The sequence below is a fragment of the Pseudomonas sp. Snoq117.2 genome (assembly GCF_900110545.1).
Classification (GTDB): domain Bacteria; phylum Pseudomonadota; class Gammaproteobacteria; order Pseudomonadales; family Pseudomonadaceae; genus Chryseomonas; species Chryseomonas benzopyrenica.
The window spans coordinates 1,074,927-1,097,447 of sequence record NZ_FOED01000001.1 but is presented as its reverse complement, the minus strand read 5'-3'; the positions used below and the strand labels follow the sequence as shown (position 1 = coordinate 1,097,447).

Here is a 22,521-nt window from a genome sequence, read left to right as displayed (position 1 = left end):
ATTAAGGCTAGCTTTAACTTTTCGAGCCAGCCAGCTTTAACTTCCCGTACCCCCTTTAACATAGCCTAAGCCAGGCCTGGCGCGGCTTTTAGGTGGTTAAGGCCCTTTAACGTCTGGCCGGACGCCTTTAACTTTTCATCCAGCGGGAAAAAAATCTGTGCGTGCGTTGAGGCGCGGTGTCCGACCCCTCATCTCCTGAAGATTTACCCCGCCCCTGGCCTCTTGTGCGCTCAAGCGGGATCGGTGCGGGCTGCCGCTGACTCGCGGGCGGTCTTCGATCGATGACAGGCAGGGCACAGACACTGCAGGTTGTTCGGATCGTCTGTGCCGCCCTGGGCGACGTTGACGATGTGATCGACTTCCAGGTGCTGTGAGACCAGGCCGCAAGATCTGCAGGTGTAGGCATCGCGCAGCAGGATCTCATCCCTCAGTCGGCGCCACGGACGACCTCCGCGGCCTTCGCCCCAAGTGTTACCCCTGGGCCTGGTGCTGGCCTTCGAGGTCTCCAGCGTCTTGGTACGCGGCTTGAGCATTCGGAGCTTCTTCATCAGTGCCGGACCTCGCCGAAGACCTCGCCGCGGGCGGCCACAGCGAACAGGCCGCGCCACTTCTCCACCAGCTCCGGCTGTGGCTCGGGCGCCCAGCGCACCAGGTCGACCACGACAGGATGGTGCCCACCGGCCGCGACAATCAGCTCGTCCGGCTGCAGGCCTTGGCCAGAGCAGAAGTCAGTCCAGGCACAAGCGGCTGCCGCTGCCTCGGCTCGAATCTGCTGACCGGCTGCCGCATTTCCCGCGCAGAGCCAGGTCAGCGCCAGGCCGCGCAGCTCCAGTTCGTATTGGCTGGCCACGCGCAGCACCATCCTGGCCAGGTCCAAATATTCAGGGTCGGCGCTGGTGGTGGTGCGCCGGGGCGCTGTGTCGATCAGCCGACGGACCTCGCCAAAGCTGCGGGCCGCTGTCGCTTGCACGGTACGTTGCATCCGCTCAGTCGGTGTCAGGCCGCCGTAGTCGGTGGGACTGGTCATGCCTTGTCCTCCGCGTAGATGCCGGCGCTCAGTACAGCACTACCGACGATCATCCGGCCATAGCCCAGCGGCACCGGGTTGCCCTGGGCCTGGGTGTTCACCGGGCCGTTGAAGCTGTAGCTAGGCGAGTTGTCAGCGCTATCGCTGTTACTCAGGCCGGTGGGCTGCTTGGTTACCATCTGGGTGACGCCACCTATCGCCAACGAGATGCCCACCGTGCCCACCGCCGCCCAGACAGCTCCCCCGGCATAGCCCGCGGTGCCGAACAGGCCGCCAGACCCCGCTGCGCCGGCCGCCAGGCCACCGGAGAAGTACGAGGCAGCCACGACGATGGCCACGCCGATAACCGTCTGCAGGCCGCCAGAGCGCTTGCTGCCCTCAATGACCGGCGCGATGCGGATCTCGGCGCGGCCCGGCGGATGGCCCAGCTCGTCATGACCGATGTTCCGCCGCCCGTGAAAAACGGCGAAGGCCAGGCCCCGGTCGCGGGCGGTGTAGAAGAATTGCTCGAACCCAGGCAACTGGACCGATAGCGCCCGCACCGCCTCAGCGGCGCTGTTCACAACCAGGCGATGCACCCGGCCGAACCGGGCGCCCAGGACGCCGTAGAGGCGCACGACGCGGATGCGCTCGCTCATTGGGCGTCCTCCGCATAGATCCCCGCGCTGATGATTGCGCCGCCCCACCTGCGGTGGCCGTAGCAGATCGGGACCGGGTTGCCACTGACCGTTGTGTTTCTGGCGCTGCCGAAGGCGTAACTCGGCGTGTTCTCCGGCGCCGCACTGGTACTGAGGCCTTTGGCCTGGGGACTTATCATCTGCACCACGCCACCGGCGGCAATCGATACGCCGGCCGCGCCTACAGCGCCCCAGGCCCCACCGGCAGCGATGCCCGCGAAACCGCCGGTGGCGATGGTCGCCGCGGCGATCAGCACCACGCCGACCACCGTCTGCACCAGGCCGGCCCGCTTGCTGCCGCGCAGCACCGGCACGATTCGTATCTCTCGGGTACCGACCAGCTGGAAGCGATCGGCGCCGACGTTCTCCCGGTTGCGGAAGACGGCGTAGACCAGGCCGCGGCGTTCCAGGGCAGCGATGGCCTCGCGGAAGCCGTCCAGGGTGTTGCGCAGAGCGCTGAAGGCTTCCTCGGCGGTTCCCCGGTCCAGGAAGTAGCGGTGGGTACGGCCGAACAGGCGGGCCAGCGGGCCAGACAGCTTGATCGTGGTCGCCGTTGTGTAGTGGGCGGCGGTGGTCATTTCGGTCTCCTCGCCGGCCTTGCCGGACGTTCTCATTTTTCGCGGGTAGCGCCCGCACAGAATCTGTAATTTCGCGGTCGTGAAAATCTGTCGGGGCGGGCGGTGTCCGGTCGGCAAGTGCTGAAGTCTCTGCCCACCCCCTGGCTCACAGCTGCAGCTGGCGGGCGATTTCTTCCGGCTCCAGGCCACGGTTCAGCGCCGATCGGGCCGAGCTGGTCAGCTCGCGCAGCACCTGGTCCTCGAAGCGTTTCGCCATCACGTCGGCCTTGCGGGCGATCTTGGCGGCCAGGGCCCTGGGGAAAGGCGCAGGGCGGCGCCGGTAGTCATTGGTCATCGCTGCACCTCAAAGGAAAGGAATGGCTGCCGCCGGCCCAGAAACTGGAGAGGATCAAACCGCGCAGCCTGTCGGGGTTTTTGGAGCGGGGCACTCGCCGACTAATCCCCAGCCGCAACCGCTAGAGCGGCATTTCGGTGATCGGAGGGTTGTCGCGCAGAGACTGGATCACCTCGGCGTCGCTCAGGCCCTTCGATTGCAGTTCATAGATGCGGAGCCGGATGCGCTCGCGCTGGCGGATCACATGGATGGTGCCGAGCAGCTCTTTCAGGGCCGCAACGGTCAGCGGTTGATCGTCCATTGCGTTCCCCTTAGCTCGCCGGCTTGGTCAGCGAGACCAGGCGGGTGCCGCTGGTGGCGTACACAGCCAGGCCGGCGCGCAGCTCTGCCAGGATGGTCACCATGTTGCGGCGGAAGTTGTCTCCGTCGTGTCGCGACACCTGGACGGACACCTGCTGGCGATCCAGCAGAGCGGTCACCGAGGTGTCCAGCACCAGGACCATGTTCGCGACCATCGCCGGACTGGTGACCACGCGGACGCCCCACAGGCTGGCCGGCGACGGATCGCGCGGGCTGCCCAGCAGGTAGTCGGAGGTGGTGTTCTTGGCGCTGGAGATGGCGAACCAGGTCTCCGGGTGCATCACGATGGCGTTGGCGTTCCAGCCGGCGGCGTTCAGGTCAGTGATGGCGGCGCCCACGCGGTCGGCGGTGGTGGTAGCCATGGGGTCGTAGACGGTCGCCTGCGGCACCAGGCCTTTGATCTTGCCGTCGCCGCCGTTGCCGATCAGCACTTCGCGCTCGAGCTTCTGGCGGCAGCCCACGGACAGCACCTGCTGGATCAGTGTCTGCAGGCCGGCATTGTCGTCCAGCACCTGCAGGGAGGCCGGCAGCCAGTGGGCGATGGTGGCCACCTCGGAGCGTGCCAGCTTGGTGGGCAGATCGGTACCGGCCTTGAGGTCGCCTTCCTTGACCTGGTAGTCGGCGGCGTTCAGGTAGCCATCCAGCACCACGAACTCGTAGACCTTCTCGCTGATCGACACGGTGGGCAGCAGGTCCAGGATGGACAGGCGGACGGCCGGGATGCCCTGGACGTTGCTCTCGCGGTAGGTGGGGGTGGGGTAGGCGGTGTCGCCGGTCTGGCCGCTGCCGGGGTTGCTGATGGCGGCGCGCAGCGGCTGCTGGACGTTCATCAGGCCGGTGGACGGGGCGCCAGCGCGAACGGTGGTCAGCTGGTCGCCTTCGACGATGGCCGCGGCGACAGGGTTGGTCTTGGTCGGGGCGGAGGCGGTGAAGCCACCAGCGGGCAGGCGGGCGAACTCCTGCTCCAGATCGTCCAGGCGCTTGCTGTCCTGCTTCGACTGGGATTTGACGTCGATCACCTGCTTGGTGAACTCGTCGGTGGCGTTCTTGAGGTCGTTGCTGAGTTGCTTGATTGCTGCGGCGTCCATCGGTGCCTCTTGGCGTCTGGTATGCCCTGCTGGGCGTTACCGATATGCTGCGGCCCGCTCCCTCGGGCTGCACGCCAACAAACCTTCGATCTTCTGCGGCTTCAGGCTATGTCCTGCGCGAACCTCTTGATGTCTGCTATCCGGTACAGCCGCCGGTTGCCACGCATCACGAACGGCAGCGGCGACAGTCCCCGGGAGGCCTGCTGCCTCATGTATGCCGGCGAGTAGCCCAGCAGCACCGCCGCGGCCTTCTCTGGGATCAGGCCGCCGATCAGGGGCTCTACGCCCATCCGCGCCAGGCGCGCGAGAATGTCCTGTTCTAGGTCCATCACGGCAAATCCCTCCCACCCTTTTCCTCAACCTGAGGAAAAGCCCTCGCAAGTGAGGGATTTCGCGCAATCGGTACGCACTCCCTCAGGCTGAGGAAGTCGGCCAGGCGATCTACCGGCTTTCCGGTAGTTGGAAACGCTCGGGTAACGCTGCGAGCGTTAGCGGGGTGTGCGTCGCCGGCGTCCACCCAACTCCTCAGCTTGAGGGGTCTGCAAATTTGCAGATGGCCCAGTTCTGGACCATGGGGTCTCCTGGCGTTCAGGCCACCGGCTGCGAGTTCTACGACTTGATCGTAAAAGCCCTTCAGATAACCCAGGGGTAACCGACTGGGTTTCGTTCGCTTTGCGCTGGGTTTCGGATGATCCAGTTCTGGATGATGGCTCAGATCTGAGCCATGGAGCAGAAGTGCGCCATCTTGAGATGTGTCCAGAGTTGGACGGATCTCACGAGGTGCAATCTGCGTAGGGTACGGGGTGCAATTTGCGCCGCTAGGGCCGCCGGCCATTTGCACCCTGTTTTCATCGTGTTTGAAGCCTTGGAAAAGCATGAGCATTGCCATGGTTTCACCTGGGTACCTGGTATACGTATAAAAGGGTGCGCACTTTCTGCGTACGTAAAACCGCGTTTATGGCGCAGTTTCTGCGCACGTAGAGCCCCAAAAAGGACTGTTTCCGGGGTGTTTTCCCGGTCTACGTGCGCAAAAAGTGCGCCGTACAGTCGCAGAAATTGCGCAGGATCAAACGCAAGCCATCAGCTCGGTCATTGGCCGGCGTGGCGCCTTCGTCGGTGCCACCTCCAGGCCCTTTCCCTCGCAATCGTTGATCGGTAGCCAGCCGAGCGCGTAGAGCGCGCAGCGGGCGCCGTGACGGGAGAACAGGCTGCTCCGGGTCTGGATGATCCAGCCGGCGGCCTCAAGCTCCTTGAGCGCCTTTCGCAGCGTGTTGTCTGAGCCGATCCCCCATTCCTCGGCCATCGTCCGGGTCGCCGACAGGTCGCCGTTGTTGCGCCCGTTGTATTGCGCGCACAGCTCCTGCAGGACGACACGGGCCACGAAGCTCAGCGCTCGATGCCCAGGCGACTGAACCATGCGGTTCTGCGTCTGGAAGTGCTTCGGGCCACTGGTCTTCTGGTTCCCCTTCGTCTTGCCGGCCACGGCTGGATCAGTCCCAGAACGTGAAGCGAACGACCTTGGCGTCACCTGTGCAGCGCGCGGCGATTGCGCGGGCCTCTTCGACGGTCTCCAGGTCGTAGGCCACCTGGCGGACGTACTTGTCGTCCACGTAGATCCACACACCGAAGGAAATGTGATCGTCGGAGGTGTTGGGCTGGTGCTGTTGGCTGGGGTGCTTAACGCTGGCCATGGGTCACCCCCTGGGCTTCCAGATCGCGAGCGATCGCCATGTGCGCGTTGTAGCGGCGCAGGCGGGTCGACAGCGAGGAATCAGCGTGCAGGGCGGACATGGCCATCTGGCGGTGCGCAGCGGCACGAGCACGGATAGCGGACGGATTGCGGGTAGGGATCATGGGCAAAGCTCCTGTATCAGTAGGAGCTGCCACCAACGTCGCCAAACGAAGGGAGGCAGCTGTGCGCAGGTTGGCGAACCGGAGATACAGGAACCCGGCAGACCTTTCGGTCTCCCACGCACAGCCGCCATAACACGGGACGGCGAGCACAAAAAAAGCGCTCGCAGTCGTGATCTGGGCGCTGTTGCGCCTGCATACATTCGGGTCGCCAAACCCGGCCGCAGATTTTGCTGCGACAGAGCCACGATAGCCGGGACGCCTGGGGATGGCAAGGGAAATCATGCGACCTCCTGGCCACGGCCGGCGAGGTAGTAGACGGCGACGCGGGAGTGCCGGCGGCCCTGATCATCGTAGAGGTCGCGCAGGTGGGTGACGATCGGGTGACCGAGACTGCGCAGCTCCTTGACCCGGGCCGCGGGCATCATGATGTTCAGGCGCGAGCGGGCATCGATCGTGGTGATAGGGCCCAGCTCCAGGGCATCCAGCAGGCGTGCGCGCTGGGCCTGGGTGGTGGTATTCTCGACGCTCGAATGCTTGGGGCTGGCCTGTTGGTCGGCCTTTTTTTTGTCCATTAGGCGGCCACTCCCCGTGCTTCAGCGATACGGGCTTCCACCCACTCGGCTACCTCAGACTCCACCCATACGGTGTGCCCGGGGCCCAGCTTGACGGTGGCGGGGAAGGTGCGCGCCTTCATGCGCTTGTAGATCTCGGTCCGGCTGAGGCTGGTCAGTTCCTGGACCTGGGGAAGGCGGATGAAGCGGCGAAGTTGTTCAGTAGCCATACCGTTTGCCTCCTTAGGCGTTCTGGGTATGGCTACGGATATTTATACTGGATGGATAAACAGAAAACTGGCCGGGCGTCATGGATAACCCCATATCCATGATGGAAAACCCTATATCCGTTACGTCCTTGGGGGTTTCTTTGCTCGCCCGCCCTTTGTCGCGTAGGCCGGCGCCACCGGCTTGATCCAGACCTTTAAACGGTCGGCCTGCTCCGGCATGTGCTCACTCAGGCCCTCGTCGATCATCACAGACCACACCCGCTGAGCCATGTCGCCTATGCGAATCAACTGCTCTTCATCCTGCTCCCAAAGGTCGGCAGCAATGGCTCGAGCTCTGTCAGTCGTCAGGCTGATGGCCTGATTGCGAGCGGTGATTCCCTTTAGCTGGTCTCTTTCTCGATCGGCAGCCGCAGATACCCGGTCAGTTTCACTACTCATTGCCACCATCAGAAGGCAGCTAATCGCGTACTGAAGCGTATGCATCTGCTCATCATCTACCGCCAAGCTGCGTAGACTCTCAAAGCCTTTTCTCAGGATCTGAGCGCTATTGGCGTCAGGATTGAACAGCGTCGCTGCTGCTGCCTCAAGCTGATCCAGCGATGCAAACTCGCCAGGGTCCAGGGTCGCAGGAAAGGCGGACCTAATGAAGGTGTTGAAGATAGGCAGAAATCGGCGATTAGAAGGCAGATTGGCATCTGTCAGTCGCTGCTCAGGCGGCCGATTGGCGCTTTCCTTGCGGTATGCGAGCAGGCGCTTGAAGTTCTCTCGCTGCTCTTCTGTCATTTCGCTCAGATCGTAGCTGCGCCAGTCGTACTCATCGTAGGGACCCATCATGCTCTCCGGAATGGCACGACATCGGCGCCGGCGCACATGGCGTCCAGGCTGTCAGCCCAGGCCTGCATCATCTCCCGGCGCTGCTCAAGGTAGTTCGCGTGGTTGTAGGTGTCGCGGATCGCATCCTGGTCGCCGTGGGCCAGCTGGCGCTCGATCCAGTCGCGGTTGTAGCCGCGGGAGTTGAGGCTGGTGCTCAGCAGGTGACGGAAGCCGTGACCCGTCTGGCGGCCCTCGTAGCCCATCACGGCCAGCACCTTGTTCACGGTGTTCTCGCTCATGGGCCGCTCACGGTTGTTCCGGCCGGGGAAGGCTAGGGCATAGGTGCCGGTGATTTCGTGCAGCTGGCGCAGCAGGACGACGGCCTGGCGGGGCAGGGGGACGACGTGCGGCCGGCGGGCCTTCATCCTGGCCGCTGGAATCGTCCAGGTCTGGGCCTTCAGGTCGAACTCCGACCAGGGCGCCATCCGCAACTCGCCCGGGCGCACGCCGGTGAGCAGCAGCAGGCGCACGGCGAGCCGGGTGGTTATGTCGCAGCGGGCTGCGTCCAGATCCTTCAGCAGCTGGGGCAGCTCGGCTTCCGTGACGTGCGGGTGATGCCGGGTGCGGGGCGCGTGCGCGGCCACTACGTCCAGATCGGTCGCCGGGTTGCTGGCCACCACGCCCTTGGCCAGGCCGAAGCGGAAGATCTGGCTCAGCCACTGCCGCACCTTGGCGGCCACGTTGAAGGCCTCGCGCTTCTCCACGCGGCGCACCAGGTCTACCAGCTCCGGCCGTGTGACCTCGCCGACCGGGCGCTGGCCGATCACCGGCAGAATGTCGGCCTCCAGATACTGCAGCACCTTGGCGGCGGTCGCCGGCGCCCAGCGGGGCACGTTGTAGCGGTACCACTCGCGCGCCAGGCCCTCGAAGGTCAGCAACTGGGCAGCGGCGGCTGCTCTGGCTTCCTTCTTGTGCGCGCTGGGGTCCAGACCCTGGGCAAGTTGCCGGCGCGCTTCGTCGCGGCGCTCCCGGGCCTGGGCGAGGGTGACTGAAGGGTAGGCGCCGAGGCCGACCATCTTGGCTTTGCCGGCGAAGCGGTACCGGAAGCGCCAGAGCTTTCCGCCGGCGGTGGTGACCTCCAGGCACAGGCCCAGGGAGTCGGTCAGCCGGTAGAGCTTGTCGCGCGGTTTGGCGGTGCGGGCCGCGGTGTCTGTGAGCGCCACGGGGCGATCCTTGGATGTGAGAGGCGGCGCGGGACAGGCGCTGGCGTGTGAGTAGGATTGCGGCCTAACTCGTCCTACTCACAAATCTACTCACATTCGGCTGCGCTCTCAAGGGATGCGTGAGAATCGCTAGGCACAAAAAAACCGCCTGAAGTGGCGGTTTCTCTGGGTTCCGTGGATCGCTGGGGATGCCTTGGAACAGTCACATGGTGCCCCGGGGGAGACTCGAACTCCCACTCCTTTCGGAAACGGATTTTGAATCCGCCGCGTCTACCGGTTCCGCCACCGGGGCAATGGCGGCGGAGTATAGGGATGCAGGCAGGTCCGGTCAATCCAAAGTGCGTTGGTGAAAAAGGCCGCTTCCGGTAAGCTGTGCGGCCTTTCGAGATCTACCTGCCATGCACGTCGCCGACTTCCATTTCGACCTTCCCGAATCCCTCATCGCCCGTCATCCGCTGGCCGAGCGCCGCGGCAGTCGATTGCTGGTGCTCGACGGCCCCAGCGGTGAGCTGAGCCATCGCCACTTCGCCGATCTGCTGGGCTATCTGCAGCCGGGCGACCTGATGGTGTTCAACGACACCCGGGTGATACCCGCGCGGCTGTTCGGCCAGAAGGCCAGTGGCGGCAAGCTGGAGATCCTGGTGGAGCGGGTGCTGGACGAGGAGCGGGTGCTGGCCCATGTGCGGTCCAGCAAATCGCCCAAACCAGGCAGCCGCATCCTCATCGACGGCGGTGCCGAGGCCGAGATGGTGGCGCGCCACGAGGCGCTGTTCGAACTGAAATTCGCCGAGCCCGTGCTGCCGCTGCTGGAGCGGGTCGGTCATATGCCGTTGCCGCCCTATATCGACCGACCCGACGAAGCCGAGGATCGCGAGCGCTACCAGACCGTCTATGCGCGCAATGCCGGCGCTGTGGCCGCGCCCACCGCCGGACTGCACTTCGACGAGCCGCTGCTGGAGGCCATCCGCGCCAAGGGCGTGGCGAACGCCTTCGTCACCCTGCACGTCGGCGCCGGCACCTTCCAGCCGGTGCGGGTCGAGCGCATCGAAGACCACCACATGCACCGCGAGTGGCTGCAGGTCGACCAGGCCGTCGTGGATGCCGTGGCCGCCTGCCGCGCCCGTGGCGGTCGGGTGATCGCCGTCGGTACCACCAGCGTGCGTTCGCTGGAAAGCGCCGCCCGTGATGGCCAGCTCAAGGCCTTCGCCGGCGAGACGGATATCTTTCTCTATCCCGGTCGCCCCTTCCATGTCGTCGATGCGCTGGTGACCAACTTCCACCTGCCCGAATCGACCCTGCTGATGCTGGTGTCGGCCTTCGCCGGTTACCGCGAGACCATGGCCGCCTATGCGACGGCCGTGGTCGAGGGCTATCGCTTCTTCAGTTATGGCGACGCCATGTTCATCACCCGCAATCCCGGGGCCCAGGGCCCGGAGAGCTGATATGAGTTTCATGAATTTCGAATTGCTGGCCACCGAGGGCAAGGCCCGTCGCGGCCGCCTGACCTTTCCCCGCGGCGTGGTCGAGACCCCGGCCTTCATGCCGGTCGGTACCTACGGCACGGTCAAGGGCATGCTGCCCGACAGCGTCGCCGACATCGGCGCCCAGATCATCCTGGGCAACACCTTCCACCTCTGGCTGCGGCCCGGGACCGAGGTGATCCAGCGCCACGGCGACCTGCACGACTTCATGCAGTGGCAGGGGCCGATCCTCACCGATTCCGGCGGCTTCCAGGTGTTCAGCCTGGGCGCGCTGCGCAAGATCAAGGAAGAGGGCGTCTACTTCGCCTCACCGGTGGACGGCGCCAAGGTCTTCATGGGCCCCGAGGAATCCATGGCGGTGCAGCGCGCCCTGGGCTCGGACATCGTGATGATCTTCGACGAATGCACCCCTTATCCGGCGGATTTCGACACCGCGCGCCGCTCCATGGAGCTGTCGCTGCGCTGGGCCAAGCGCTCCCGCGAAGCCCATGGCGACAACCCCTCGGCGCTGTTCGGCATCGTCCAGGGCGGCATGCACGAGGAGTTGCGCCTGAGGTCCCTGGAGGGCCTGGAAGGCATCGGCTTCGACGGCTACGCCATTGGCGGCCTGTCGGTGGGCGAGCCCAAGGAAGAGATGATCCGCGTGCTGGACTTCCTGCCGCCGCACCTGCCGGCGGACAAGCCGCGCTACCTGATGGGCGTGGGCAAGCCGGAAGACCTGGTGGAAGGCGTGCGCCGTGGCGTCGACATGTTCGACTGCGTGATGCCCACCCGCAACGCGCGCAACGGCCATCTGTTCATCGACACCGGCGTGCTCAAGTTGCGCAACGCCGTGCATCGTCACGACGAGACGCCGCTGGATCCCACCTGCGACTGTTACACCTGCAAACATTTCTCCCGGGCCTATCTGCACCATCTGGATAAATGCGGGGAAATGCTGGGGAGTATGCTGAATACGATCCACAACCTGCGGTATTACCAGCGGGTGATGGCCGGTTTGCGCCAGGCTATCCAAGAGGGTAAATTGGCCGACTTTGTGGACGCCTTCTATGCTCGGCGCGGCCTGCCTACGCCGCCGCTCGACCGCTGAAAGCCCCTGTCCGATCGTCCAGGCGAAACGGCGCTCACGCGTCCTTCGCCGGGTGCGTGACCGGGGTTCTGCAGCGGTCGAACCGGTGGCGAGCGACCCCCGGCATCTCTTCTTTTTCCGTCATCCAACTCTGCAAGGAGTAGTGCAATGAGTTTTCTGATTTCCACGGCCCAGGCCCAGGAAGCTGCCGCGCCGGCCGCCAACGCCGCACCGGGAGGTGAATACATTCAGTTCATCTTCCTGATCGGCTTCGTGGTGATCTTCTATTTCCTGATCTGGCGTCCCCAGGCCAAGCGCACCAAGGATCACAAGAACCTGATCGGCGGCCTGCAGAAGGGTGACGAAGTGGTGACCACCGGCGGCATCGCTGGTCGCATCAACAAGGTCACCGACGAGTTCGTGGTGCTGGAAGTGTCCGACAACGTCGAACTCAAGTTCCAGAAGGGCGCCATCGCCGCGACCCTGCCGAAGGGCACCCTGAAGGCCCTCTGAGCCTTCCTCACTCTAGCTAACACCGGGGCGCGCAAGGCGCCCCGCCTTTATCTCGGGCGGTGTCATGCTCAACAAATATCCCCTCTGGAAGTACCTGCTGATCCTGGCCGTACTGGTCGTGGGCGCCATCTATTCGGTTCCTAATCTGTACCCCGACGATCCGGCCCTGCAGATCAGCGCTTCCAGCACCGAACGCACGGTGACCCCCGCCGAGGTGCAGCGTGTCAACGCGGCCCTGGCCGAGGCTCATCTGGCGGTGAAGTCCAGCGATCTCAATGAGAACGGCAGCCGGGTGCTGATCCGCCTGATGCGCGCCGATGATCAACTGCCGGCCCAGGAAGTGGTCCGCCGTACCCTGGGCGACGACTTCGTGGTGGCCCTGAACCTGGCGCCCACCACCCCGCAGTGGCTGCGCAAGCTGGGCGCCAGCCCCATGAAGCTGGGTCTGGATCTCTCCGGCGGTGTGCACTTTCTGCTGGCGGTGGACATGGACAAGGCCGTGGATGCGCGCCTGAAGGTCTATGACAACGAGGTCAAGACCCTGCTGCGCCGCGAGAAGGTGCGCTATCGCAGCATGCCCGACCAGAACGGCGCCCTGCAGCTTGGCTTCACCGATGCCGCCGACCTGCAGCAGGCCCAGAGCCTGATCCGCAAGAACTACACCGATTTCGAGCTGACCACCGATACCCGTGGCGACCTGCAGGTGCTGCGTCTGCAGCTGACCGAGGCCAAGCTGCGGGAGATCCGCAACTATGCCGTCACCCAGAACCTGACCACGGTACGCAACCGGGTCAACGAACTGGGTGTGGCCGAGCCGCTGGTGCAGCGCCAGGGCGCCGACCGCATTGTGGTCGAGCTACCGGGTGTGCAGGACACCGCCGAAGCCAAGCGCATCCTCGGCAAGACCGCCAACCTGGAATTCCGCCTGGCCGCCACCGCGGACACCCCGCGGGCCTCCACCGAAAGCTTCGAATTCCGCGAGCCCGGGCGTCCGGCGGTACCGCTGGAGCGTAACGTCATCATCACCGGTGACCAGGTCACCGACGCCTCGGCCAGCTTCGACGAGAACGGCCGGCCCCAGGTCAACATCCGCCTGGATGGCCATGGTGGCGATCTGATCAACCGTGCCACCCGCACCAACGTCGGCCGCAGCATGGCCGTGGTGTTCATCGAGCAGCGCCCGGTCACCCGCTACACCACCCAGACCGTGGACGGCGTGCAGAAGGAAGTGGCGGTGCCCGGCTTCGAGGAAGAGCGGCGCATCATCAGCCTGGCGACCATCCAGTCGGCCCTGGGCAACAGCTTCCGCATCACCGGCCTGAACGGTTCGGGCGAGGCCTCGGAACTGGCGCTGCTGCTGCGTGCCGGTGGCCTGGCCGCACCCATGTACTTCGCCGAAGAACGCACCCTCGGCCCGAGCCTGGGCGCCGACAACATCGAGAAGGGCATCGATGCCTCGCTGTGGGGCATGGTCTTCGTCTCGCTGTTCCTGATCGCCATCTACCGCTTCTTCGGGGTGCTGGCGACCATCGCCCTGGCGTTCAACATGGTGCTGCTGATGGCGCTGATGTCCATCCTGCATGCCACCCTGACGCTGCCGGGTATCGCCGGTATCGTGCTGACCATGGGGCAGGCGGTGGACGCCAACGTGCTGATCTTCTCGCGGATCCGTGAAGAGATCGCCAATGGCATGCCGATCCAGCGCGCCATCCACGAAGGTTTCAATCGGGCCTTCACGGCGATCCTGGACTCCAACCTGACGACCCTGCTGGTGGGCGCCATCCTGTTCGCCATGGGCACCGGGCCGGTCAAGGGCTTCGCCGTGACCATGTCGCTGGGTATCTTCACCTCCCTGTTCACCGCCATCTTCGTGACCCGTGCCATGGTCAACCTGATTTATGGCGGCCGGAACGTCAAGAAGCTGTGGATTTGAGGACGCGGCCATGAAAAAGACCATCAACTTCATGGGCGTACGCAATATCGCGTTCGCCATCACCGCGCTCCTGACCGTACTGGCGCTGTTCAGCTGGTTCTATAAGGGGCTGAACTTCGGCCTGGACTTCACCGGCGGCACCCTGATCGAGCTGCGCTACGAGCAGCCGGCCGACCTCGGCAAGATCCGTCAGGAATTGCAGGGCGCCGGCTTCGAAGACGCCGTGGTGCAGAGCTTCGGCGCCACCACCGACGTGCTGGTACGGATGCCCGGTGACGATCCCCAACTGGGCCAGAAGGTGACCGGCGCGCTGCAGCAGGCGAGCACCGAGAACTTCTCCCTGACCCGTACCGAGTTCGTCGGCCCGCAGGTGGGCGAGGAGCTGCGTGACCAGGGCGGCCTGGGCATGTTGCTGGCCCTGGGCAGCGTGCTGGTCTACGTGGCCTTCCGCTTCCAGTGGAAGTTCGCCGTGGGCGCCATCCTGTCGCTGGTGCACGACGTGGTGGTGACCCTGGGGCTGCTGTCGTTCTTCCAGATCACCTTCGACCTGACGGTGCTGGCGGCGGTCCTGGCGATCATCGGTTACTCGCTCAACGACACCATCGTGGTGTTCGACCGGGTGCGGGAGAACTTCCGGGTGCTGCGCAAGGCCGACCTGATCGAGAACATCAACGTCTCGACCACCCAGACCCTGCTACGGACCCTGGCGACCTCGATCTCGACCCTGCTCGCCGTGGGAGCCCTGCTGATCTTTGGTGGCGACAACCTGTTCGGCTTCTCGCTGGCGCTGTTCATCGGCGTGATGGCCGGTACCTACTCGTCGATCTATATCGCCAACGTTGTGCTGATCTGGCTGGATCTGAAGAGCGAGGACCTGATTCCGCCGCAGGCCAAGGAACTCGACGAGCGTCCCTGATGTCCCAGGCATGGCAAAGGGCCAGGTGCCCGCTATGACAGAGTAGTCAGGAGGTTGTAGTGAACAAGTCGATGCTCGTAGGTACGGTTCTGGGAGCCATCGTCGCCACCGCAGGTGGCGCCGTGGCGTACAGTTTCGTCGACCGCGGGCCTCAGTACGCCGAGGTCGTCGCCGTCCAGCCGGTCAAGGAAACGGTCAAGACCCCGCGCGAGGTCTGCAAGGAGGTCGCGGTGACTCATCGGCGACCTGTTCAGGACCAACACCAGATCGCCGGGACCGCCGTAGGCGCGGTCGTCGGCGGTCTGCTGGGCAACCAGGTCGGCAACGGCAGCGGCAAGACCCTGGCGACCATCGCCGGTGCCGTGGGCGGTGGTTACGCCGGCAACAAGGGTCAGGAATACATGCAGAACCGCGACACCTACACCACCACCCAGACCCGCTGCAACACGGTTACCGACAGCAAGGACCAGGTGGTCGGCTATGACGTCAAGTATCTGCTGGATGGCAAGATCGGCCAGGTCCGCATGGACCACGAGCCGGGCAAGCAACTGGAAGTGAAGAACGGCCAGGTGCTGGCCAGCCAGTGATCCGCCTTGACCGCTGAAGCCCCAGGGTTTCAGCCCATGAAAAAACCCGCTACCAGGTGACTGGTAGCGGGTTTTTTCATGGGGGTTTCGTGCTGATCGAAACGCTCTTCCACGCTAGCCAGAGGCGCAGGGCGCCCTGGCCGGAGCCGTCACTCAGACGGCGGGGCGGGGGGTTTCAGCTTTGGGCCGAAGCCACCGCCGGGCGGAGATCCACGCCGGCGCCTCGAACAGACCGTTGATGCCACGGGCTTCCAGCAGCTTGGCGATGGCCACGGGCACCAGGATGCCGAAGGCGCAACCGGCGACGATGTGCAGCAGGCCGTCGTTGATGTGCAGGCCCTTGCTCAGGACGATGCGCGCACCGCTGCCACTCAGTACGTGCATCACATAGATGGGCATGGACAGCGCCCCCAGGGTCAGCACCCACTGCAGCGGCCGTTGCGCCAGCACCATGCAGGTGGCGCTGACGAAGACGATGCCGTTCAGCGCCAGGACCAGGGTGGCCAGGCCACGATCGGTATAGACCAGGCCTAGTAGGCCGTGGAACCAGTATTCCAGCACCACGAACAGCAGACCCGAGCCCAGCATCACCCGGCCGGCCTGTTCCTCGATGGCCTGCTTGAAGTTGTTGAACCAGACGCCGAAGGCGAAGAACACGAAGTTCTGCGCGGTGAAGGTGAAGAAGAAGTCTTCCGGGCCGGCGTTCTGGAACAGATAGACCAGGGCGCCAAAGGCGAACACGGCAAAGAAGGCCAGCGGCTTGGCCCAGCGATAGGCGAGCATGGCCAGGCAGAACACCAGGAACAGGGCATAGAGGAACCAGAACTGCTGGCGTGGCTCCCAGACCGTCAGGACTTCGCTGAAGCTGACGCCGCCATTGGTGTAGCGCGACATTAGCGCCTCCACCGAGCCCTGCAACAGCGACCAGACCAGGAAGGGATAGACGATGGTGTCGATCTTGTTCACCAACAGGCCGCCGGTGCCGCGCTTGACGAAGGAGCTGTAGAAGAACAGGCCGGAAAGAAAGAAGAACAGCGGCATGTGGAAGCTGTAGATGACGCTGTCCACCAGGCCGTGGAATTCGGCGTCCTGCAGGATGCCGGCGTTGAGCAGGCCGCGGACGACATGGCCATAGACGACCAGCACGATGCCAATGGCTTTCGCATAGTCGACCCAGAGATTGCGAGTGTTCATTGAATGATCCTTTTCAAAGGAGAACCTGTGCCGCTGAAGCCAAGCGCTGGGGGCAAACGAAAGCAGGAACGCTGCGGCGCCAGAGCGCGCATCGCGACAGGTTCGGTCATGGTAGGACTCCCGAAGGAACGACGTCCGTAAGTAGCCGGTTACAGGAAGGGGCTCCTTGCCCGCGTTCTGACCATGGCTATCTGCCATTGTTCATGGCTTGTTTCCGGCCAGGCGTGAACGGGGCGACACTTTGGCCGCCCGGGGGACAACTGTCCGACGAGCTGTAACCGGATGTTTAAAGCGAGTCTTTGACGAACTGCAACTGCCGCTCCTTGAGCAGGGGTTCGTAACGTGGCGAGGTGTAGATCAGCAGGACCTGTTTCCGACGTGCCGCCTGGGCGCTGAACTTGTAGACCACGGTGTCGTGATCGAAGGCCAGATAGGCCTGGGCGTCGTCATCCTGGTTCAGGCGTTCGAAGGCGGCGGCCGATGACTGGGAGGAGGGCTTGCCATACTTCTGGGTGAGGCCTTCGGCGATCAGAAAGGACTGGGCCAGGGGCGTGACGATGGACAGCCGCAGGAAGCGACCATCGATGAAGAAGGCACCGGCCTCGACCTTTTCACCGGCGAAGGCGAGGTCGTTGCATTCGAAATACTCGACGCCGACCACGTCGATCTTGCGCGGCTGGAAGGTGCAGAGCTTTTTCGCCAGAAAGGTTTTCTGGTCAGTGCCGAAGGCGATGCCCGCATAGCCATCCACGGCCTGGGCCAGCGCCGGGAACAGCACCAGCAGCGCCAATAAGGGCGCAAGGAAAGGCGACAGGTAGGACCTGACGGTCATGGTGATCTGGATTCCCTTCACGAAGGCCCTGGGGCCCACTCAACCCGACGGATGCTAGAAGCTCCGCCGGGGCTTTGCCACCGCTGTCGACGGCTTTTGTCGAGGGGTTCAGGGTTGGCGTCAGGCGATGCCGGGCGGAATCTGGTCCTTGCCGTAATCCTTGAGCTTCTCCAGGTTTTCCGGCTTCTGGTGCTCGGGGACGTCGTCGCCGTCGGCGGGGGTGTCCAGGGGTTCCTGATCGCGGGTGTCTTCGCTCATGGCAGCGCTCTCGGCAGGGGATGTTCGACTTTGAGGGGAGCGCCGACCCGACGGTTCCGCAGGATCAGGCGCTGGCGTGGTCGTCGAGCCAGCCTTCGCGGCGGGCCAGGCGCCAGGCGAGTAGGGCGGAGATCAGGCCGCGCAACGCCATGAAGGTCAGAAAGGCCAGCCACAGGCCGTGATTGCCGAGGCCGCGCAGCAACCCGCCGAGGGGCAGTGCCAGCAGCAGGGCGAGGAGCATCGAGTTGCGCATCTCGCGGGCGCGGGTGGCGCCGATGAAGAGGCCGTCCAGCAGGTAGCTGACCATGGCGATCAAGGGTAGCAGCGCAAGATAGGGCAGGTAGGCATGGGCCTCCTGGCGCACCGCGGCGATGTCGCTCTGCAGGGCGACGAACAGATCGCCGCCCAGGGCGAAGGCGACGGCGAACACCAGGCTGGCCAGCAACGACCAGCCGCCGGCGATTACCAGCACCCGGCGCAGGGTGGCGCCCTCGCGAGCGCCGAGGGCATGACCGGCCAGGGCCTCCACCGCATGGGCGAGGCCGTCGAGGGCGAAGGCGGTGACCAGCAGGCCATTGAGCAGCAGGGCGTTGACCGCCACCGTGGTCTCGCCCAGCTGGGCGCCCTGGGCGGCGAACAGCAGGAACACCGCCTGCAGCGCCAGGGAGCGGATGAAGATGTCGCGATTGACCGCCAGCAGCGGGCGCCAGCTGGCGAGCTGGCGCAGCGCCTGGCGATCGATCCGTCCCGGCCACAACCGCAGACGGCGCAACACCAGCCCGAGGCCGAGCAGCATGCCGCTCCATTCCGCCAGGACCGAGGCCAGGGCGATGCCCTGCACCCCGGCGCCGAGGCCGAGCACGAAAGCGGTCACCAGCAGCAGGTTCAGGGCATTGGTGGTGAGCAGCAGCACCAGCGGCGTGCGTGCATCCTGGGTGCCGAGCAGCCAGCCGATCAGCGCGTAGCTGAGCAGCGCCGCAGGCAGGCCGAGCAGGCGCAGGTGCAGGAAGCGCGCGGCCAGCTCGGCGAAGGCGGGATCCAGGCCGAGCCAGGCGAGCAGCGGCTCCAGCGCCAGGCTGGCCATCAGCAGCAGGACCAGAGACAACCCGAGGCCCAGCAGACCGGCTTGCAAGAGGATCTGGCGCAGGGCGGCGCCATCGCGCCGCCCACTGGCCTGGGCGGCGAAGCCGGTGGTGCCCATGCGCAGGAAGGCGAGGATGCCGAGCAGGGCGGTGTAGAAGGCGCCGCCCATGGCCACCGCGGCGAGCTGGCGGGCTTGCGGCAGGTGACCGGCGATGGCGCTGTCGACCAGGGTCACCAGCGGCACGCTGAGATTGGACAGGATCATGGGCGCGGCCAGCGCCCAGACGCGGCGGTGCAGCAGGGGATGACGCCAGTCGGCAAGCAGGGTGGACATGGGCTAATCGCAGCGGCGGCGGAGGGGGCATTGTAGGCCAGCCAGCCCGGGTGGTCCTCCGCCGCAGCGCCTGCGGGGGTCAGTCCAGTTGGCCGCCGCCTTCGCGCAGGTCCGCCTGGGTGGTCGCCGCGCAGGTGAGCGCCAGGCGCAGGCCGGCGACCAGGGTCTCCAGGGCCATGGACGGCGCCCCGGGCTGGTTGGCGGCCTGGGCCGGCAGATAAGGAATATGGATGAACCCGCCGCGTACCCCGGTGCCCTGCAGGCGATGCTGCAGGCCGTAGAAGACGTGGTTGCAGACGAAGGTACCGGCGGTCTGGGACACCGCCGCGGGAAAGCCGGCGGCGCGCAGGGCATGGACCATGGCCTTGATCGGCAGGGTGCTGAAGTAGGCCGCGGGGCCGCCGGGCACCACCGGTTCGTCGATGGGCTGACGTCCGACATTGTCGGGGATGCGGGCATCGTCGACGTTGATGGCGATGCGTTCCAGCGACAGCTCGGCCCGCCCGCCGGCCTGGCCGACCGCTACCACCAGGGTGGGACGATGGCGGTCGAGTAACTCGTCCAGCACCCGAAGGGCGGCGCCGAATGCGGTCGGCAACTGCGCCGCGACCACGGGTAGATCGCCGAGGCGTTCGCCGTCGAGTCGGCGCACGGCCTCCCAGGAAGGGTTGAGCTCTTCGCCACCGAAGGGTGCGAAGCCGGTGAGCAGCAGGGTCATGGGATACCTCACATCAGCAGATAGAGCAGCACCACGTTGCAAGCCAGCACCGCCAGGGCGGTGGGGACCTGGGCCTTGATCACGGCGTTCTTGTCGTCCAGTTCCAGCAGGGCCGCCGGGACGATGTTGAAGTTGGCCGCCATGGGCGTCATCAGGGTGCCACAGTAGCCGGAGAACATGCCGATGGCAGCCATCACCGCCGGATCGGCATGATAGACACCCACCAGCACCGGCACGCCGATGCCGCCGGTCATCACCGGGAAGGCGGCGAAGCCGTTGCCCATGATGACGGTGAAGGCGGCCATGCCCACCACATAGACCACTACCGCCACCAGGCGCAGGTCGAGGGCCACGTAGGCGGTGGCCAGGTGCGCCACCGCCTTGCCGACGCCGGCATCGGTGAAGACCAGGCCGAGCATGGCCAGGGCCTGGGGCAACACCAGCGACCAGCCCAGGGCATCGGTCAGGCGGCGCGATTCGCGCATGGCCTGGATCGGGGTGTCCCGGGTCAGCCAGCAGGCCAGCGCCAGGGCCACCAGGGCGCCCAGGCCCAGGGAGACGAAGGTGACGTTCTTGGGATCGAGCAGCGGCAGGCCGGCGATCTGCACATCCTTGAGCAGCACGCTGCCGATCACCGTCACCACGGGAATCGCCAGGGCCGGAATGAACAGGCGATTGCCCAGGCGGCCGGCGCTGGCGCGGGTCTCGCGTTCAGGGCGAGTCACGTGGTGACCACTGCCCACTGCGCCGCAACCGGCCAGCACGGCCATCAGCAGCACTCCGGCGCCGACCCAGGCCGGCGGCAGGCGATCGCCGATCAGGAAGACCAGGCTGAACAGGCCCCAGAATAGGCCGCTGGTCCAGCGCTTGGGGTGGTGACGATCGGCCAGGGTCATGACCGCGGTCAGCGCCAGGATGGCGCCAGCCAGCCAGAACAGATACTGGATCGACAGGATCATGGTTGCACCTCCTTGCGCGCGGTCAGCTCGCGATAGAGCTGGCGGTCGAAGCGGTGCAGGCGCAGGGCATGGATGAAGAAGGCGCAGAGGGCCGTGGGAATGCCCCAGAGAGCGATGTGCAGGGGTTCGACATCGAGGCCGGCGCCGAGCAGGAAGGTGTGCATCAGGGCGATGGCGCCAAAGGCGACGAAGATGTCCTCGCCAAAGAACAGCCCGACGTTGTCGGTGGCCGCGCAGAAGGCCAGCAACCGCTGGCGCAGCGCCTCGGGCAGGCGGCCATGGAGTCTTTCGGCGGTGCCTTCGGCCATGGGCGCCAGCAGCGGCCGGACCATCTGCGGATGGCCGCCGAGGCTGGTCAGCCCCAAGGCCGCGGTGGTCTCGCGGACGAACAGGTAGAAGATCAGCAGGCGGCCGACGGTGGCGTTGCGAAAGCGGGCGATCCAGTTCTGCGCATGCAGGCGCAGGCCGTGGCGCTCGAGCAGGCCGATCACCGCCAGCGGCAGCAGGATGATCAGCGGCAGGGCGCGCGCCTTGATGAAGCCGGTGCCGATGGCGGCGAGCAGTGCCTCGGGGCTGAACTGAGCGGCGATCCCGGTGGCCACGGCGGCCAGGGCGACCACCAGCAGCGGATTGAACCTCAGCACGAAGCCGACCACGATGACCAGCACGCCCAGCAGCGGCCAGAGGTTGACGGTGGTTTGCATGGGTGGATGTCTCCAGCGGGTCCACCGCGCTCCGGGCAGACGGTGCGGCGGACGGTAGGAAGCCGCAGGCGGCTTCGGCTGATCCAGGCCGTGCCCGTGGCACGGCTCGTTATTGTTGTCGGACGTCATTTGGCATGGCGCCGGCTGGCATCTTTTGCCGTCGGTGGAGCTGGCGTCCAGCAAATAAAACTGTTCGCCGCCGATAGGGAAAAGCGGGGCAGACAAGCCTGCTGGTGGGGGTAAAGTGACGGGATAGCCTTGTCGAGGTCCCCATGAATCTGCGCTTTCTCGATACCTTCGTCTGGGTCGCCCGTCTGGGCAGTTTCCGCCTGACGGCGGAAAAGCTCTCCACCACCCAGGCCGCCATCTCCAGCCGCATCGCCGTGCTGGAAAGCGAACTGGGCGTGCAACTGTTTCTGCGCGACTCCCGCGGCGTGAGTCTGACCGCCGAGGGGCATCGGGTGCTGGGCTACGCCGAGCGGATGCTGGCGACCCAGCGTGAACTGCACGAGGCCCTGGGTCATGGTCAGACCCTGGAGGGCCGCCTGCGCATCGGCGTGATGGATACCGTGATCCACAGTTGGCTGGATCAGTTGATCGCCGCGGTCACCCAGAGCTATCCGGCCATCGAACTGGAGTTGACCGCCGATACCGCGCTGAATCTGGCCGAGCAACTGGCGCGGGGACAGCTCGACCTGATCTTCCAGACCGATCTGCTGCGCGCCGAAGGCATTCGCAACCTGCACCTGGCCAGCTACCCGGTGCGCTGGCTGGTGGCGAGCGACAGCCACTTGGCGCGGCCTTACGCCAACCTGGCCGAGTTGGCCGGCGAGCGGCTGATCACCTTTTCCCGCCATTCGCGGCCGCACCAGGACATCCTCGGCCTCTTGCAGCGCGAGGGCATCGCCGAACCGCGGGTCTGCTGCATCAACTCGGTGGCGGCCATCATCAAGCTGATGGGCGAGGGCTTCGGCATCGGTGCCTTGCCGCCGGCCCTGGTGATCGAAGAATTGGCCCGCGGCAGCCTGATGCCCTTGCCGCTGGCCGGACCGCCGCCCTTCGATGTCCAGGCCAGCTGGCACGGCGGTGCCGGCCTGGCGCTGAGCGAGGCGGTGGTGGCCCTGAGCCAGACGGTGGTGGCCGACTGGTGTACGCGCCTGGGCCCGGAGCGTGCCTTGCCGGTGCTGGTCTAGCCCGGGTGTTTC

The 22,521-nt window shown here is 65.4% G+C and carries 29 protein-coding genes and 1 tRNA gene; 7 read left to right on the top strand and 23 right to left on the bottom strand.

The features are described 5' to 3' along the window. Window positions 1-230: 230 nt before the first annotated feature. From BMZ43_RS05390 to BMZ43_RS05320, 16 genes are all read right to left on the bottom strand, one after another. Window positions 231-533 (bottom strand): HNH endonuclease, encoded by a 303-nt coding sequence (locus tag BMZ43_RS05390; protein WP_256562873.1) that lies wholly within the window; start codon window positions 531-533, stop codon window positions 231-233. 14 nt (window positions 534-547) lie between these two features. Further along, a complete protein-coding gene (locus BMZ43_RS05385) occupies window positions 548-1,027 on the bottom strand; it encodes a hypothetical protein (protein ID WP_093250678.1) in 480 nt (159 codons plus the stop codon). Continuing rightward, window positions 1,024-1,665, bottom strand: a complete 642-nt coding sequence (locus tag BMZ43_RS05380) for a tail assembly protein (protein ID WP_093250674.1) — start codon at window positions 1,663-1,665, stop codon at window positions 1,024-1,026. Before BMZ43_RS05380 ends, BMZ43_RS05385 begins: the two co-directional genes overlap by 4 nt. Continuing rightward, window positions 1,662-2,282, bottom strand: coding sequence for a tail assembly protein (locus BMZ43_RS05375; protein ID WP_093250671.1), 621 nt, complete (start codon window positions 2,280-2,282; stop codon window positions 1,662-1,664). Before BMZ43_RS05375 ends, BMZ43_RS05380 begins: the two co-directional genes overlap by 4 nt. A 145-nt stretch (window positions 2,283-2,427) precedes the next feature. Next, window positions 2,428-2,616, bottom strand: a complete 189-nt coding sequence (locus BMZ43_RS05370; protein WP_093250667.1) for a hypothetical protein — start codon at window positions 2,614-2,616, stop codon at window positions 2,428-2,430. Between the two features lie 121 nt (window positions 2,617-2,737). Then, window positions 2,738-2,917, bottom strand: a complete 180-nt coding sequence (locus BMZ43_RS05365) for a hypothetical protein (protein ID WP_058788621.1) — start codon at window positions 2,915-2,917, stop codon at window positions 2,738-2,740. A gap of 10 nt (window positions 2,918-2,927) precedes the next feature. After that, entirely contained in the window at window positions 2,928-4,064 is a 1,137-nt protein-coding gene (locus BMZ43_RS05360; RefSeq protein ID WP_093250664.1) for a phage major capsid protein, read from the bottom strand. A gap of 101 nt (window positions 4,065-4,165) precedes the next feature. Continuing rightward, window positions 4,166-4,393 (bottom strand): hypothetical protein, encoded by a 228-nt coding sequence (locus BMZ43_RS05355; protein ID WP_058788619.1) that lies wholly within the window; start codon window positions 4,391-4,393, stop codon window positions 4,166-4,168. Between the two features lie 737 nt (window positions 4,394-5,130). Next, on the bottom strand, window positions 5,131-5,547 hold the full coding sequence (locus BMZ43_RS05350; protein ID WP_256562872.1) for a helix-turn-helix domain-containing protein: 417 nt from the start codon (window positions 5,545-5,547) through the stop codon (window positions 5,131-5,133). Between the two features lie 7 nt (window positions 5,548-5,554). Beyond that, window positions 5,555-5,755 (bottom strand): hypothetical protein, encoded by a 201-nt coding sequence (locus BMZ43_RS05345; protein ID WP_093250660.1) that lies wholly within the window; start codon window positions 5,753-5,755, stop codon window positions 5,555-5,557. Then, window positions 5,742-5,918 carry a hypothetical protein gene (locus BMZ43_RS26440; protein ID WP_177344772.1) on the bottom strand — a complete coding sequence of 59 codons (177 nt, stop codon included), beginning with the start codon at window positions 5,916-5,918 and terminating at the stop codon, window positions 5,742-5,744. The genes BMZ43_RS05345 and BMZ43_RS26440 overlap by 14 nt, the downstream gene beginning before the upstream one ends. A gap of 278 nt (window positions 5,919-6,196) precedes the next feature. Further along, entirely contained in the window at window positions 6,197-6,490 is a 294-nt protein-coding gene (locus BMZ43_RS05340; protein ID WP_093250653.1) for a helix-turn-helix domain-containing protein, read from the bottom strand. Beyond that, window positions 6,490-6,699: a helix-turn-helix transcriptional regulator gene (locus BMZ43_RS05335; protein ID WP_093250650.1), complete on the bottom strand. Its 210-nt coding sequence runs from the start codon at window positions 6,697-6,699 to the stop codon at window positions 6,490-6,492. The genes BMZ43_RS05340 and BMZ43_RS05335 overlap by 1 nt, the downstream gene beginning before the upstream one ends. Window positions 6,700-6,819: 120 nt before the next feature. Further along, window positions 6,820-7,533 carry a hypothetical protein gene (locus BMZ43_RS05330; RefSeq protein WP_143075229.1) on the bottom strand — a complete coding sequence of 238 codons (714 nt, stop codon included), beginning with the start codon at window positions 7,531-7,533 and terminating at the stop codon, window positions 6,820-6,822. Then, a complete protein-coding gene (locus BMZ43_RS05325; protein WP_093250644.1) occupies window positions 7,530-8,735 on the bottom strand; it encodes a tyrosine-type recombinase/integrase in 1,206 nt (401 codons plus the stop codon). Before BMZ43_RS05325 ends, BMZ43_RS05330 begins: the two co-directional genes overlap by 4 nt. A 207-nt stretch (window positions 8,736-8,942) precedes the next feature. After that, a tRNA-Leu gene (locus tag BMZ43_RS05320) sits at window positions 8,943-9,027 on the bottom strand. 106 nt (window positions 9,028-9,133) lie between these two features. On the opposite strand from BMZ43_RS05320, the gene queA reads away from it, so the two are divergent. From queA to BMZ43_RS05290, 6 genes are all read left to right on the top strand, one after another. Then, window positions 9,134-10,177 (top strand): tRNA preQ1(34) S-adenosylmethionine ribosyltransferase-isomerase QueA, encoded by a 1,044-nt coding sequence (queA, locus tag BMZ43_RS05315; protein WP_093250641.1) that lies wholly within the window; start codon window positions 9,134-9,136, stop codon window positions 10,175-10,177. A gap of 10 nt (window positions 10,178-10,187) precedes the next feature. Continuing rightward, the gene (tgt, locus tag BMZ43_RS05310) at window positions 10,188-11,306 is read left to right on the top strand and encodes a tRNA guanosine(34) transglycosylase Tgt (RefSeq protein ID WP_051226203.1); all 1,119 of its coding nucleotides are present in this window, start codon (window positions 10,188-10,190) and stop codon (window positions 11,304-11,306) included. 147 nt (window positions 11,307-11,453) lie between these two features. Then, window positions 11,454-11,798 carry a preprotein translocase subunit YajC gene (gene yajC / locus BMZ43_RS05305; protein ID WP_007162951.1) on the top strand — a complete coding sequence of 115 codons (345 nt, stop codon included), beginning with the start codon at window positions 11,454-11,456 and terminating at the stop codon, window positions 11,796-11,798. Window positions 11,799-11,862: 64 nt separating this feature from the next. Next, complete coding sequence (secD, locus tag BMZ43_RS05300) at window positions 11,863-13,731, top strand: protein translocase subunit SecD (protein ID WP_017642543.1); 1,869 nt, start codon at window positions 11,863-11,865, stop codon at window positions 13,729-13,731. 10 nt (window positions 13,732-13,741) lie between these two features. Then, a complete protein-coding gene (gene secF / locus BMZ43_RS05295) occupies window positions 13,742-14,647 on the top strand; it encodes a protein translocase subunit SecF (protein WP_017642542.1) in 906 nt (301 codons plus the stop codon). Window positions 14,648-14,706: 59 nt separating this feature from the next. Further along, complete coding sequence (locus BMZ43_RS05290; RefSeq protein WP_017642541.1) at window positions 14,707-15,234, top strand: glycine zipper 2TM domain-containing protein; 528 nt, start codon at window positions 14,707-14,709, stop codon at window positions 15,232-15,234. A gap of 153 nt (window positions 15,235-15,387) precedes the next feature. Here BMZ43_RS05290 and BMZ43_RS05285 read toward each other — a convergent pair whose 3' ends face one another. The 7 genes from BMZ43_RS05285 to BMZ43_RS05260 all read right to left on the bottom strand — a co-directional run bounded on the left by BMZ43_RS05285 (window position 15,388) and on the right by BMZ43_RS05260 (window position 21,316). Continuing rightward, the gene (locus tag BMZ43_RS05285) at window positions 15,388-16,428 is read right to left on the bottom strand and encodes an acyltransferase family protein (RefSeq protein ID WP_017642540.1); all 1,041 of its coding nucleotides are present in this window, start codon (window positions 16,426-16,428) and stop codon (window positions 15,388-15,390) included. 286 nt (window positions 16,429-16,714) lie between these two features. Then, window positions 16,715-17,260: a hypothetical protein gene (locus BMZ43_RS05280; RefSeq protein ID WP_064307956.1), complete on the bottom strand. Its 546-nt coding sequence runs from the start codon at window positions 17,258-17,260 to the stop codon at window positions 16,715-16,717. A gap of 120 nt (window positions 17,261-17,380) precedes the next feature. Next, a complete protein-coding gene (locus BMZ43_RS26435; protein WP_007159685.1) occupies window positions 17,381-17,518 on the bottom strand; it encodes a hypothetical protein in 138 nt (45 codons plus the stop codon). A 64-nt stretch (window positions 17,519-17,582) separates the two neighbouring features. Then, a complete protein-coding gene (locus tag BMZ43_RS05275) occupies window positions 17,583-18,935 on the bottom strand; it encodes an MATE family efflux transporter (protein WP_064307955.1) in 1,353 nt (450 codons plus the stop codon). 79 nt (window positions 18,936-19,014) lie between these two features. After that, on the bottom strand, window positions 19,015-19,653 hold the full coding sequence (gene pcp, locus BMZ43_RS05270) for a pyroglutamyl-peptidase I (RefSeq protein WP_093250637.1): 639 nt from the start codon (window positions 19,651-19,653) through the stop codon (window positions 19,015-19,017). An 8-nt stretch (window positions 19,654-19,661) separates the two neighbouring features. Beyond that, entirely contained in the window at window positions 19,662-20,612 is a 951-nt protein-coding gene (locus BMZ43_RS05265; RefSeq protein WP_017642536.1) for a DUF979 domain-containing protein, read from the bottom strand. Next, the gene (locus BMZ43_RS05260; protein ID WP_093250634.1) at window positions 20,609-21,316 is read right to left on the bottom strand and encodes a DUF969 domain-containing protein; all 708 of its coding nucleotides are present in this window, start codon (window positions 21,314-21,316) and stop codon (window positions 20,609-20,611) included. The genes BMZ43_RS05265 and BMZ43_RS05260 overlap by 4 nt, the downstream gene beginning before the upstream one ends. A 272-nt stretch (window positions 21,317-21,588) precedes the next feature. Between BMZ43_RS05260 and BMZ43_RS05255 the strand changes: the two genes are divergently transcribed. Continuing rightward, window positions 21,589-22,509 (top strand): LysR family transcriptional regulator, encoded by a 921-nt coding sequence (locus BMZ43_RS05255; RefSeq protein ID WP_017642534.1) that lies wholly within the window; start codon window positions 21,589-21,591, stop codon window positions 22,507-22,509. The last annotated feature ends 12 nt before the right edge of the window (window positions 22,510-22,521 follow it).